General features: G+C 60.1%; 13 protein-coding genes. 8 read left to right on the top strand and 5 right to left on the bottom strand.

Going from position 1 to position 12,880, the window contains the following annotated elements; translation table 11 throughout:
* Positions 1-96: 96 nt before the first annotated feature.
* Positions 97-909 (top strand): SDR family NAD(P)-dependent oxidoreductase, encoded by an 813-nt coding sequence (locus C8N42_RS08270; RefSeq protein ID WP_107816095.1) that lies wholly within the window; start codon positions 97-99, stop codon positions 907-909.
* Between the two features lie 13 nt (positions 910-922).
* On the opposite strand, the gene C8N42_RS08265 is transcribed toward C8N42_RS08270, so the two are convergent.
* A complete protein-coding gene (locus C8N42_RS08265; RefSeq protein WP_107816094.1) occupies positions 923-1,297 on the bottom strand; it encodes a hypothetical protein in 375 nt (124 codons plus the stop codon).
* 119 nt (positions 1,298-1,416) lie between these two features.
* On the opposite strand from C8N42_RS08265, the gene hemF reads away from it, so the two are divergent.
* Positions 1,417-2,310 (top strand): oxygen-dependent coproporphyrinogen oxidase, encoded by an 894-nt coding sequence (hemF, locus tag C8N42_RS08260; protein ID WP_107816093.1) that lies wholly within the window; start codon positions 1,417-1,419, stop codon positions 2,308-2,310.
* Positions 2,311-2,367: 57 nt separating this feature from the next.
* On the opposite strand, the gene hemE is transcribed toward hemF, so the two are convergent.
* Positions 2,368-3,402 (bottom strand): uroporphyrinogen decarboxylase, encoded by a 1,035-nt coding sequence (hemE, locus tag C8N42_RS08255; RefSeq protein ID WP_107816092.1) that lies wholly within the window; start codon positions 3,400-3,402, stop codon positions 2,368-2,370.
* Positions 3,403-3,516: 114 nt separating this feature from the next.
* Here hemE and hemC point away from each other — a divergent pair, with 114 nt between their 5' ends.
* Positions 3,517-4,461 carry a hydroxymethylbilane synthase gene (hemC, locus tag C8N42_RS08250; protein WP_107816091.1) on the top strand — a complete coding sequence of 315 codons (945 nt, stop codon included), beginning with the start codon at positions 3,517-3,519 and terminating at the stop codon, positions 4,459-4,461.
* A gap of 3 nt (positions 4,462-4,464) precedes the next feature.
* Here hemC and C8N42_RS08245 read toward each other — a convergent pair whose 3' ends face one another.
* Both C8N42_RS08245 and hemN read right to left on the bottom strand, forming a co-directional pair.
* On the bottom strand, positions 4,465-5,859 hold the full coding sequence (locus C8N42_RS08245) for an FAD-binding oxidoreductase (protein ID WP_107816090.1): 1,395 nt from the start codon (positions 5,857-5,859) through the stop codon (positions 4,465-4,467).
* A 118-nt stretch (positions 5,860-5,977) separates the two neighbouring features.
* Positions 5,978-7,333, bottom strand: a complete 1,356-nt coding sequence (gene hemN, locus C8N42_RS08240) for an oxygen-independent coproporphyrinogen III oxidase (RefSeq protein WP_107816089.1) — start codon at positions 7,331-7,333, stop codon at positions 5,978-5,980.
* A gap of 66 nt (positions 7,334-7,399) precedes the next feature.
* Between hemN and fnrL the strand changes: the two genes are divergently transcribed.
* A complete protein-coding gene (gene fnrL, locus C8N42_RS08235) occupies positions 7,400-8,140 on the top strand; it encodes a transcriptional regulator FnrL (protein WP_107816088.1) in 741 nt (246 codons plus the stop codon).
* 127 nt (positions 8,141-8,267) lie between these two features.
* Here the strand turns inward: fnrL and C8N42_RS08230 are convergent, their stop codons facing one another.
* On the bottom strand, positions 8,268-9,107 hold the full coding sequence (locus tag C8N42_RS08230; protein ID WP_107816087.1) for a universal stress protein: 840 nt from the start codon (positions 9,105-9,107) through the stop codon (positions 8,268-8,270).
* Positions 9,108-9,474: 367 nt separating this feature from the next.
* Here C8N42_RS08230 and ccoN point away from each other — a divergent pair, with 367 nt between their 5' ends.
* Genes ccoN through ccoP form a run of 4 tightly spaced genes read left to right on the top strand, consistent with a single transcriptional unit; the run spans position 9,475 to position 12,878 of the window.
* Entirely contained in the window at positions 9,475-11,070 is a 1,596-nt protein-coding gene (ccoN, locus tag C8N42_RS08225) for a cytochrome-c oxidase, cbb3-type subunit I (RefSeq protein ID WP_107816086.1), read from the top strand.
* Between the two features lie 15 nt (positions 11,071-11,085).
* Positions 11,086-11,811: a cytochrome-c oxidase, cbb3-type subunit II gene (ccoO, locus tag C8N42_RS08220; protein ID WP_107816085.1), complete on the top strand. Its 726-nt coding sequence runs from the start codon at positions 11,086-11,088 to the stop codon at positions 11,809-11,811.
* A 12-nt stretch (positions 11,812-11,823) separates the two neighbouring features.
* A complete protein-coding gene (locus tag C8N42_RS08215) occupies positions 11,824-12,003 on the top strand; it encodes a cbb3-type cytochrome oxidase subunit 3 (protein ID WP_107816084.1) in 180 nt (59 codons plus the stop codon).
* A complete protein-coding gene (gene ccoP / locus C8N42_RS08210) occupies positions 12,000-12,878 on the top strand; it encodes a cytochrome-c oxidase, cbb3-type subunit III (protein WP_107816083.1) in 879 nt (292 codons plus the stop codon). The genes C8N42_RS08215 and ccoP overlap by 4 nt, the downstream gene beginning before the upstream one ends.
* Positions 12,879-12,880: the final 2 nt, after the last annotated feature.

Genomic DNA, 12,880 nt, shown 5'->3' with positions numbered 1-12,880 from the left:
GTGCAACATGTAACATTGTGAGCGCTTCACACTAAATCTGTGATTCAGATTTAATGCGAAACGCTTTAGGGTCGGACCAAACAGACAGGAGCGAGCATGAGCTTTTCCATCGAAGGCAAGACCGCGATCGTGACCGGGGCGGCCAATGGCGTCGGTCTCGCCATCGCCCGGCATTTCCTCTCTCAGGGTGCGCGCGTGATGTGCGCGGATATGGACGAGGCCAGCCTGACGGCAGAGTATGGTGATCTCGTGGGCGGCGACGATCCTCGTGTGGCCTATTTCGCCGGGGATTTGCGGGAGAAACTGACCATCGCGAACCTGTTGTCGGCGACGATCGACGCGTTTGACGGGGTCGATATTCTGGTCAATGCGTCGCGTCAGGTGGCGATGAGCGATCCACTGTCGGTCGAGGACGACAATGTTTCGCAACTGATCGAACAGAACCTGATGACTTCTCTGCGACTCATTCAGCAGGTCGCGAAATGGATGATCAGGAACGCGGAGAAATCAGAGGACAGCGACGCGAGCGTGGGGGCCATCGTCAATTTGTCTTCCATTGCCGCGCGGCGTTGTCAGCCGGAGCTTCTGGCCTTCTCGATCTCATCGGGCGCGGTGGATCAGATGACGCGGGCCATGGCGGTGGCACTTGCTCCGCATCGCATCCGGGTCAATGCGGTGGCATTTGGCTCGGTGATGAGTTCGAGCCTCCAAGGTATGCTGTCGGATAACCCCGATTATCGCGGTGAAATCATCGCCAAGACCCCGATGGGGCGCGTGGCTCCGGCGTCTGACGTAGCAGAAACCGTACAATACCTCGTTTCCGAGGGATCGGGCTTTATGACCGGCCAAATCCTGACCGTGGACGGTGGGCGCACGCTGGTCGATCCGGTGCTTGCACCCACCCATTGATCTGATCAGGCGATCACTCCGGATATTGCAGTTTGCAGGCCTCAACAGCAGCTTCTGCCTGAACCGAAAGCTGGGCTTCCTTCTTCTTGAGAGCGGCGAGTTTTGCAGCCTCGGCATCAAGGTCGATGGCTTTCGGCACCATGCGGGTTTCCACATCCCGCACCCGGCAGAAGATCGGTTTGCCTTTGTCATCGGTGCCGCAACGCTCAATGTCGTAGTCGATATATTCCTTTTCGACCAACGCATAGCCTCGCGCAAGGTTGCCTTCTGCCTCTTTGATGAAGCTCTGAACCTGACGCAAATCCTTGGTTGCGCGGGAAATACACATCTGTTGTTCGGAACAGGCGACGAGCAGCGGCAGTACCGCCAGTGGAATGAGCCAACGCATCGGAAATCTCCTTTCCTCATATACACGTGAGCATAGCGCTTTTCCGTCGCAGGGGAAGGGTGCTTGCCCCCGATGCGTTCTTGTTGTTACCTCTCGCGGGCCGCGAAGAGGAGATCGGAATGCGCAACGACATGACAGACGAAAAAGCCCGGGCGAGCGCCTGGTTCCGCCAGTTGCGCGATCAGATCGTGACGGCTTTCGAGGCGCTGGAGGACACCCAGCTCAGCGGCCCCTTCGCGGGTCATCCCGCCGGGCGCTTCGAGGTGACGGAAACCACGCGTAACTCCGAAGATAGATCGGATGCGGGTGGTGGTCTCATGTCGGTCATGCGTGGCGGGCGCGTATTCGAAAAAGTCGGAGTCAATGTCTCCACCGTTTACGGCACTCTGGGCGAACGCGCGCAAATGGCTATGGCTGCGCGCAAGGGCCTGCCGGGGATGAAGGACGATCCGCGCTTCTGGGCTGCCGGAATTTCCCTTGTCGCGCATATGCAGAACCCGCATACGCCCGCCGTCCATATGAACACGCGAATGTTTTGGACGCCGCATGGCTGGTGGTTTGGGGGTGGTTCCGATCTGAACCCCTGTATCGAATACGATGAGGACACGGCGGCATTTCATGCGGTCCAGAAGGAGCACTGCGATCGTCATGATCCCGACTATTATCCCCGGTTCAAGGCCTGGGCGGACGAGTATTTCTATATCCCCCATCGCGGCCGCGCGCGTGGTGTCGGTGGGATTTTCTACGACGATCTGAACACCGGCGACTGGGCGCGTGATTTCGCTTTCACTCAGGATGTGGGCCGCGCTTTCCTTCCGGCCTTCCTCGGTGTTACCGAAAAACGTCGCGACACGCCCTGGACCGAAGCGGATAAAGACCGTCAACTCATCCATCGCGGTCTCTATGCCGAATATAATCTCGTCTACGACCGGGGCACGAAATTCGGGCTGGAGACGGGACACAATCCCGATGCGGTTCTGATGTCGCTGCCGCCGATGGCGAAATGGGTGTGATGGTTTTCTGATGGCCTAAATACTTTAAAAGCCCCGCTTTTGGCGGGGCTTTGTCACTCAGGCGTTTTCGCGCAATGTCTCGATCATCAGGCTGACATTCTCCGGATCGGCATCTGGCGTGATGCCGTGACCGAGGTTGAAGATATGCGGGCCTTTGGAGAAGGCCTCGCGCACATGACGTACCTCGTCGATCAGCGCCTGACCGCCCGTCACCATATGCGAGGACGCCAGATTGCCCTGTACGCAGCCGTCTTTCTGCACATTGGCCGCGCCCCATTCCGGCGTGACGGAATTGTCGAGCGCGACGCAGTCGACGCCGGTTTTGCTGTGGAAACCGATATAGCCCTCGCCCGCTTCACGCGGGAAACCGATCACGGGGATGCCCGGATGGCGGGCTTTCAGTTCCGCCGTAATCTTGCGAGTGGGCTCGACGGCGTATTTCTCAAACGCCTCGCCCTTGAGGCTCCCGGCCCATGAATCGAAAATTTTCACCACTTCGGCTCCGGCCTGAATCTGCTGGTCGAGGTATTCGATGGTGCCTTCGGTCAGAAGGTCGATGACCTTTTCAAAGAGCGCCGTATTGCCTTCGCGTAGTGCATGCGCCGGGCCCTGATCCGGTGTGCCACGCCCGGCGATCATATAGGTTGCGACCGTCCAGGGCGCACCGGCAAACCCGATGAGCGTGGTTTCTTTTGGCAATTCGCGCGACAGGATGCGGACGGTTTCATAAACCGGCGCGAGCGTGTCATGGATGTCGTCCTTGCCCTTGAGCGCTGCGAAATCCGCATCCGACTGAATGGTCGAAAGCCGCGGGCCTTCGCCTGTGGCGAACCACAGATCGGCCCCCAGCGCCTGCGGCAGCAAAAGAATGTCGGCAAAGAGGATCGCCGCATCGAAGCCAAAACGCCGGATCGGTTGCAACGTCACCTCGGCGGCGAGATCGGAGTTGTAGCACAGCGACAGGAAGTCTCCGGCTTCGGCCCGCGTCGCGCGATATTCCGGCAGGTAGCGCCCGGCTTGCCGCATCATCCAGATCGGCGGCACCTTTTGTACTTCGCCTTTGAGCGCTTTCAGGATCGTCTTGTCGGTCATTTCGGGCCTCCCGTCATCATCCCCGCACTGGTTCCCGGCTTGCGCGCTTTTGTCAAGGTCGGCAGGGTGTTTTCCCCGCTTGTCAGGCCGATCCGTCGCAGGTAAGCCTTGGCCATGACAGTGACGCTTCCGACCCCCGCAGCCCCCCTGAAAATCGGCACCCGTGGCTCGCCCCTGGCTTTGGCGCAGGCTTACGAGACGCGCACGCGCCTCATGACGGCGTTCGACTTGCCGGAGCAGGCCTTCGAAATCGTGACGATTTCGACGCGCGGCGACCGGGTGCAGGACCGTTCTTTGCGGGATCTGGGCGGCAAGGGGCTGTTCTCCAAGGAGATCGAGGAGTTCCTTCTTACGGGCGAAATCGACATTGCGGTGCACTCGACCAAGGATATGTCGGTGGTTCAGCCCGAAGGACTGATTCTCGACACCTACCTGCCGCGCGAGAACCCGTTCGATGCCTTCATTACGCTTGATGGCAAGGCACTTGCTGACCTGCCGCAGGGGGCCGTGGTCGGGTCTTCGTCTCTGCGGCGCAAGGCGCAGCTTTTGAACAAGCGACCCGATCTCACTGTGGTGGAATTCCGTGGTTCTGTGCAGACCCGCTTGCAGAAACTCGAAGAGGGCGTGGCGGAGGCGACCTTCCTCGCCATGGCCGGGCTCAACCGTCTGGGTTATGACCATGTGCCGCGCCGGGCGGTCACTGCCGATGAAATGCTTCCCGCCGTGGCACAGGGCGCGATTTCCATTGAGCGGCGTGAGGGCGATGCGGATGTGGCCGAGATGCTTGCGGCGCTGCATGATGAGACAACCGGACAGGCGATGGCCTGCGAACGCGCGTTTCTGGCGAAACTCGATGGATCGTGTCAGACCCCGATCGCAGGGCTGGCCGAGGTGGATGGCGGGACCATCCGTCTGCGCGGGGAAATTCTGCGTACCGATGGGTCTGAAAGCCTTACGGACGACATGACCGGCGCGGTCGAGGATGCCGCCGCGATGGGTGTCGAGATGGCGACCAAGCTGCTCAAACGCGCGGGGACGGGGTTCTTCGACTGGAAATGATGCTTAGGGCAGCGTCTTTCCCGGGTTGAGAATCCCCTTCGGATCGAAAGCCGCTTTCACCGCGCGCATCATCTCCAGGGCGACCGGGTTCTTGCGACGTTCCATCGAGGAAAGTTTCGCGATCCCGATCCCGTGCTCGGCGGAGAAACTGCCACCCATCTCGCGCACGATCTCCTCGACCTCTTCCATCAGCGGATCGGCCAGCTCGGGCGTGCTTGGATAAACCGTATAGTGGATGTTGCCATCGCCCAGATGCGCGACGGGGCAGGTTTTGAAACCGGGATCGAGGGCGCGCAGACGCGTTTCGGCCTGATCCATAAAGGCCTCCAACCGGTCGAGCGGCAGGCAGAGATCGTTGATCACAACGGGCTTCTCTGCGGTCGAAATCTCTGCCGCCGCCTCGCGAATCTCCCACATCAGATTGCGTTGAGCTTCCGACTGCGCAAGCGCCGCATCAAGGACAAGCCCCTCTTCGAACAATGCGGCCAAGGTTTCTTCGAGATGGGCGACCAGTGGAATTTGCCCGGTATCATCGGGCGTGCAGTCACGCAGCATGGTGGAGCCGATTTCGAGAAAAATCGTATGGTCCTGATCATGCCCCAGGGGCGGGGTCAGATCGGCGCGGAAGCGGGCGAGATTGTTCATATAACCGCGCGGCATGTACTCGAAGGCCTCGACCATGCCACCGGTGCGGGTCTGGAGCGCGTTCAACAGGCGCAGAGCGGCGGACAGCCCGGTGGTGGTGACCATGGCAGTGGCATGGGCTTTGGGCGCCGGGTAGAGTTTCAGAACAGCGGCTGTGATCACGCCCAGCGTGCCCTCTGAGCCGATCATCAGATCGCGCAGATCATAGCCCGAATTGTCCTTGTGCAACTCGCTCATCAGATCGAGCACCCGCCCGTCGGCCAGAACCACTTCGACACCGAGGCAGAGATCGCGCGTGTTGCCATAGCGCAGCACGTTCGAACCGCCCGCATTGGTTGCGAGCGTGCCGCCGATCCGGGCCGATCCACGCGCGCCGAAACTCATCGGATAGGTCAGACCGTGGTCTTCCGCGGTATCGTGCAGGTCTTGCAAGATCACGCCGGCCTCGACCACGGCAATGCGCGCCTCGGGCCGGATCTCGCGGATCGTTTGCATCCGGTCGAGCGAGAGCACCAGCGCGCCTTCGGCGGCGGTGGCACCCGTCAGGCCGGTATTGCCGCCCATCGGCACCACGGGGGTCTCGGTCTCATGGCAAAGCGCAAGAATGGCGGAGACTTCCCCGGTCGTGCGGGGGCGTACGACAGCCAGCGGTGCGGTCTCGTATTTCCCGACCCAGTCGCGCCCGTACGGCAGGGTGTCGGCCCCGGTTAGCACATGCGGGGTGATTGCTTTGAGGCGGGAAAGGATGTCCATGGTCTGTCTCCACTTACTGCGCAGGGTGTCCTGCAAATCCCCGGCAATGGCAAGAGCCAGACAGAGAAAGACCCGCACGGGAGGGCGGGTCTTGATCGGTATTCAATAAGTGTTTTGCTCAGACGGCGGAAGAGTGCTGCGCCTGCGTCATGTCGTAAGCGTCGAAATGGCGCGCGATCATGCGGGTCAGCGGACGTGCCTCTTCGCGGATCACAATGCGCTCGGGCGAAATGTCGAGCATTTCCGGGAAGGCTCCCGCCGCACTGGTCGCGAAATTGTCGAACCGGGCCTGTGTCAGACCGAAGTCTTCAAACAGCTCTGCCGCTTCGACCCGGAAATCGCACATCAGTGCCTCGATGATCCGGCCACGCAGGTGATCTTCCTCTGTGAACCTGTGCCCTTTGGCGATGGGCAGTTCACCTGCCCGCACAGCGGCCTGATATTTCGAGGTCGAAGGCTGGTTCTGGGCATAGCCGCCCGGATATTTCGCAATCGAGGACGCGCCGATGCCGACCATGGTCGGGCATTTGTCGTCGGTGTAGCCCTGAAAATTGCGGCGCAGCTTGCCGGTGCGTAGCGCGACTTCGAGCCCGTCGCCTTTTTTTGCAAAATGGTCGATGCCGATCTCGACGTAATCGTCCCAGACGAACAGGTCGCGGGCGATGTTGAACAGGTCGAGCCGCTCTTCCGGCGTCGGCAGTTCGTCGGTCGGGATCATGTTCTGTCGCCGGGCCATCCACGGGACGTGAGCATAGCCGAAAAGCGCTACCCGGTCGGGCGAGAGCGACAGGAGTTTTTGCACGCTCTCGGAGATTTTCTCCGGTGTCTGACCGGGCAGGCCATAGAGAATGTCGGCATTCAGTGAGCGAATACCTCGTGCGCGCAGCCCCTCGATCGCCGCTTTCGTTATCTCGTAGGACTGGATGCGCCCGATGGTTTCCTGAATCTGCGGATCGAAATCCTGTACCCCGATGGATGCGCGGTTCATGCCCGCTTCGGCCAGGGCATCGAGCCGCGCGTCGTCGATCTCGTTCGGATCGACCTCGACGGAAAACTCATAGTCCTGCGCGAAAGGCGCCAGATCGCGGATCGCGCCTGACAGATCGGTGATCATATTCGCCTCCAGCAGTGTGGGCGTGCCGCCGCCCCAATGCAGGTGGCCGATCTCGATGCCTTTCGTCAGATGCGCCTTCACCAGCGCCAGTTCCGTTTTCAGCGTTTCGACATAGGCCGCCACGGGACCAGCCGTGGTGGTGCCCTGCGTCCGGCAGGCGCAGAACCAGCACAGCCTTCGGCAGAAGGGAACGTGGACGTAAAGCGAAATCGGTTCGGCGGGATTGAGCGCAGAAAGCCATGCGGCCACGTCACTCTCCCCGACCGTGTCGGAAAAATGCGGTGCCGTAGGGTAACTCGTGTAGCGCGGCACACGAGCGTCAAAAAGCCCAAGCTTGCGGAGTTGCGTGTGTTTGTTCATAGAGATACGCTGTAGCCCATCAAAGATCGGGTGCCTTGACCCAGATCAAGAATTGCGAGCGCACGAATGAACGAAATTGTGTTTGACCATAAAGAGTGCGGGTCCTGCCCGATCCGGCATCGGTCCGTCTGTGCGCGATGCGAGGCGGATGAGCTCGAAGAACTCGATGCGATCAAATATTACCGCTCTTACGAGGCGGGTCAGCCGATCGTCTGGTCTGGCGACCGGATGGATTTCGTGGCCTCCGTTGTGACCGGCGTGGCCTCGCTTAGCCAGGCGATGGAGGACGGACGCACGCAGATGGTCGGCCTTTTGTTGCCTTCCGATTTCCTTGGACGTCCGGGGCGCGATGTGGCGCCTTACGATGTGGTGGCGGTGTCGAACCTGACCCTGTGCTGTTTCCGCCGCAAACCGTTCGAGCAGATGATGATCCGTACGCCGCATATTGCTCAGCGTCTTCTGGAGATGACGCTCGACGAACTGGATGCGGCGCGTGAGTGGATGTTGATTCTCGGGCGCAAGACCGCACGGGAAAAGATCGCCTCGCTGATGGCGATCATCGCGCGGCGCGAAGCTTCGCTGGCGCTCACCACGGCGGGCGACGGGATGGATTTCGAATTGCCGCTGACGCGCGAGGCGATGGCCGATTATCTCGGTCTGACGCTGGAAACCGTGTCACGCCAGATTTCCGCGCTCAAACGCGACGGGGTGATCACGCTCGAAGGTAAGCGTCGGGTGATCATTCCCGATTTCGACCGTTTGCAGATCGAAACCGGGGACGACAACGATGGTGGTCTGATGGTCTGAGCCGTTTTCACACGCCTAAACAAAGAAACCCCGCGGATATTTCGCGGGGTTTCTTTTTGGGCCTGATATTCTCCCGGCCTGCGCGTGAGGGAGGACAGCGCAGACCGTGTGTGCCCGAAAGTATGTGTCAGTGCGACATCAGAACCGGGATGTCCGCCAGTTCGAGCATGTGGCGGGTGGCGCCACCAAGGATGGATTCGCGGAAGCGCGAATGGCCATAGGCGCCCATCACCAGCATGTCCGCATCCTTGTCCTTCAACTGGCGCATGAGCACGTCGGAGACCCGGGGCATGGTTTTGGCGAGCACCGACACTTCGGCACGCACGCCATGACGGACGAGCATCTGGCAAAGCGAGCCGCCCGGATCGGAGCGGTCGGGACCGTGTTGCGGCGGGTCGATGATCGTGATGTCCACCAGATCGGCCTTTTGCAGGATCGGCAGAGAGGCACGGACGGCACCAAGCGCTTCGGCGCTTTCGTTCCAGGCCACGACCACGCGGTCGATGTTTTCCGGCACGGTGACTCCATCGGGGACGACGAGCACCGGAACGTGACCGGAGAACAGTGCGGCTTCGAGGATTTCTTCATGTTCGTGGCCGCGACCCTGACCGTAGGGGCGGGGCAGGACGACGACGTCGGAGAAGCGCAGGAAATGCGCGAGTTGCGGCGTCAGACCAGCCATTTGCGCGGTCACCGGGTTGGTGAACCACGGAATTTCCTCGGCTTTGAGGTGCTCGGTGACCTCTGCCTCGATCTTTTTGCTGTCGGCTTGCGCCTGTTGCAGGTTGTCTTGCAACGCCATGGCATTGGTGCCGGCGTAATAGAAGCCGGGCTGGGTACGGTCGAGGCCGAGGCAGATTACATCAAGATGCCCCTCCTCGCGCCGGGCCAGAGCCACCGCCGCGTCCAGAGCGTGGCGGTCGGCCTCCATGTTGCACATGATGGTTGTGATGGTTTTGAAGGGCATGTCCGCCTCCTTCGGGTGGTGTGTCTCATTGCCGAAATCATGGTCCCGCAAAGAAAATCTCGCTTTGACGGAGATCAACAAAAAACGCGGTTTCGGTCTCCGAGTAAAGGTCTATTGGAAATATAAGTTTCCGATGTAGCTTTTTTGAGGCAAATTTGTCCACGCGAACAGGGTGCGACCGATTGGCGCGGAGCAATAGATGCCCGCTGTCATTCTGGCGCAAAAAAATCGTAAATGATGGCGTTTTGACTCAGATCAATGCTGATCACAATGATGTGAGACAAATCGACAGGATGTCGGACCCCGTGGGTCGAATGCGGGACGGCTATGCCCTATGGACGAGGGCAAAAGAACGAAGGGACGCAATATGTGGAACTATATCAAGCTGGCAGTGCTGGGGGTCGCCGTGATCCTTTTCGGCCTGGCCGCGAACTACGGGCGTGATTTTGCCTATCAGGTGCATGCGCTCATTTTCATGGCCGCCACGGCCATTACTTTTATCTACACCCTGCGCACGGCAGGCGACGTCAAACCGGCCCCGACCGGTTATCTGGACGGCGTCGTGCGCGCGGGTGTCATCGCGACGGCCCTGTGGGGCGTCGTGGGTTTTCTCGTGGGCACGTTTATCGCCTTCCAGCTTGCTTTCCCGCAGCTGAACTTTGAATTCCTGCAAGGTCACGGCAACTTCGGGCGCCTGCGTCCGCTGCACACCTCCGCCGTGATCTTCGCGTTCGGCGGCAACGCCCTGATCGCGTCCTCCTTCTACGTGGTTCAGCGGACTTCCGCATCGCGTCTCTGGGGCGGCAACCTCGGTTGGTTCGTGTTCTGGGGCTACAACCTGTTCATCGTGCTGGCTGCAACCGGCTACGTGATGGGTGTGACCCAATCCAAGGAATATGCCGAACCGGAATGGTACGTCGATCTCTGGCTGACCATCGTTTGGGTCGCTTACCTGATGGCCTTCATGGGGACGATCTTCACCCGCAAGGAAAAACACATCTACGTGGCGAACTGGTTCTACCTGTCCTTCATCGTGACCATCGCTATGCTGCACATCGTCAACAATCTGGTGATTCCGGTCTCCATCCTCGGCTCGCGCTCGGTGATGGTGATGTCCGGCGTTCAGGATGCCATGACTCAGTGGTGGTACGGCCACAACGCTGTGGGCTTTTTCCTGACCGCTGGCTTCCTCGGCATGATGTACTACTTCGTGCCGAAACAGGCCGAACGCCCGGTGTTTTCCTACAAGCTGTCGATCATCCACTTCTGGGCGCTGATTTTCATCTACATCTGGGCCGGTCCGCACCACCTGCATTACACGGCGCTGCCCGACTGGGCCTCGACGCTGGGCATGGTGTTTTCCGTGATCCTGTGGATGCCCTCCTGGGGCGGTATGATCAACGGTCTGATGACACTCTCCGGCGCCTGGGACAAACTGCGCACCGACCCGGTCATCCGGATGATGGTGATCTCCGTCGGCTTCTACGGCATGTCGACCTTTGAGGGTCCGATGATGTCGATCCGTGCGGTGAACTCGCTGTCGCACTACACCGACTGGACCATTGGTCACGTGCACTCCGGCGCTCTGGGTTGGAACGGCATGATCACCTTTGGCGCGCTCTACTACCTCGTGCCGGCGCTGTGGAACCGTCAGCGTCTCTATTCGCTCGGTCTCGTGTCCTGGCACTTCTGGCTCGCCACCATCGGTATCGTGCTCTACGCCGCTTCGATGTGGGTGACGGGCATCATGGAAGGCCTGATGTGGCGCGAAGTGGACAGCCAGGGCTTCCTCGTGAACGCCTTCGCCGACACCGTGGCCGCGAAACACCCGATGTACGTGGTGCGTGCGATGGGCGGGGTGCTCTACCTCACCGGTGCGATCATCATGTGCTACAACCTCTACATGACCGTGCGTCGTGCGCCTGTGAAGGCGGACGAAACGGCCATGGCTCCGGCAGAATAAGGGAGGGTTTCAAACATGGCTCTTATCGACAAACATAAGATCATCGAAACCAACGGCACCCTGCTTCTGGTCGGTGCGCTTCTGGTGGTGACCGTCGGCGGGATCGTCGAGATCGCACCGCTGTTCTATCTCGAAAACACCATCGAGGATGTGGAGGGCGTGCGCCCCTACTCCCCGCTGGAACTCACCGGTCGGGAAATCTATGTGCGGGAAGGCTGCTATGTCTGTCACTCGCAGATGATCCGCCCGATGCGGGACGAGGTGGAGCGCTACGGTCACTACTCGCTGGCTGCGGAATCGAAATACGATCACCCGTTCCAGTGGGGGTCCAAGCGGACGGGGCCCGACCTCGCCCGCGTGGGTGGCCGCTACTCCGACGAGTGGCATGTCGACCACCTGACCAATCCTCAGTCCGTTGTGCCTGAATCGGTGATGCCGAAATACGGCTTCCTGGCGGACCGTTACATCGAGCCCGAGTATATCGAGGACCTGATGAAAACCCACCGCATCGTCGGCGTACCCTACACCGACGAGATGATCGAAGTCGCGAAAGAGGACTTTGTGAACCAGGCGGATCCGTGGAGCGACAGCGAGGGTCTCCTCGAGCGCTACCCGAATGCGCAGGTGCGGAACTTCGACGGTCAGGACGGAATCACGGAGATGGATGCCATCATCGCTTACATGCAGATGCTCGGCACCCTGGTCGATTTCTCGACCTTTACTCCGGATGAGTCCCGCTAAGGAACAGAAGAGATGGATTATCACATCCTTCGCGAATTTGCCGACAGCTGGGTGTTGCTGGCCATGTTCGTGTTCTTCGTTGCCGCAGTGGTCTGGGCGTTTCGCCCGGGCTCCCGCACGCAACATCGCGACACGGCCGACGTCATCTTCCGGCATGAAGACAAACCCGCCGAAAAGGAGGCGAGGACATGAGTAAAAAAGAAGTGGAAACCACAGGCCACTCCTGGGATGGGATCGAGGAATATAACAACCCGCTCCCGCGCTGGTGGCTGATCATCTGGTATCTCTGCATCATCTGGGGAATCGCCTATACGATCGCCATGCCCGCATGGCCGTTGGTCAAGGGCGCGACCGCCGGGATGCTCGGTTGGTCCACCCGTGGTCAGGTCGCAGAGAAAATCGCCTCTTTCGAGGAGATGAACGCCGGTGTCGAGGCCGAACTGGCTGCTGCCGACGTGACCGAAGTGATGCCGGGCTCCGACGTCTACAACTATGCTGTCAACATGGGCGCCGCCGTGTTCCGTGCCAACTGTTCGCAGTGTCATGGTTCGGGCGCTCAGGGCAACGTCGGCTATCCGACGCTTCTCGACAACGACTGGCTCTGGGGTGGTACGATCGACGAGATCGCCTACACCGTGCAGCATGGCGTTCGTAACGAAACCGACGACGCGCGCTATTCCGAGATGCCGAAATTCGGTGTCGATGAACTGCTCGAACCCGAGCAAATCGACCAGGTCGTCGAATATGTGATTTCTCTGTCCGACCCGGATGGGGATGGCACCAACATTTCCGGTCACAGCTACGATGCTGCTCTGGCGTCGGAAGGTGCTGTGGTTTTCGAGGAAAACTGTGCCTCCTGCCATGCCGAAGACGGCACCGGTGACATCTATCAGGGTGCTCCGAACCTGACCGATGCGATCTGGCTCTATGGCGGGGATCGCGAAACCGTTCACGATACGGTTTACAACGCCCGTTTCGGCGTGATGCCGGCTTGGGGGCTGCGCCTGTCGCAGGCCGAGGTCAATGCGGCTGCGCTTTACGTTCACCAGTTGGGTGGTGGTCAGTAACC

This window comes from Celeribacter persicus (assembly GCF_003050785.1).
In the GTDB taxonomy this organism is placed as follows: Bacteria; Pseudomonadota; Alphaproteobacteria; order Rhodobacterales; family Rhodobacteraceae; genus Celeribacter; species Celeribacter persicus.
This window is presented reverse-complemented; position numbering and strand designations above follow the sequence as displayed.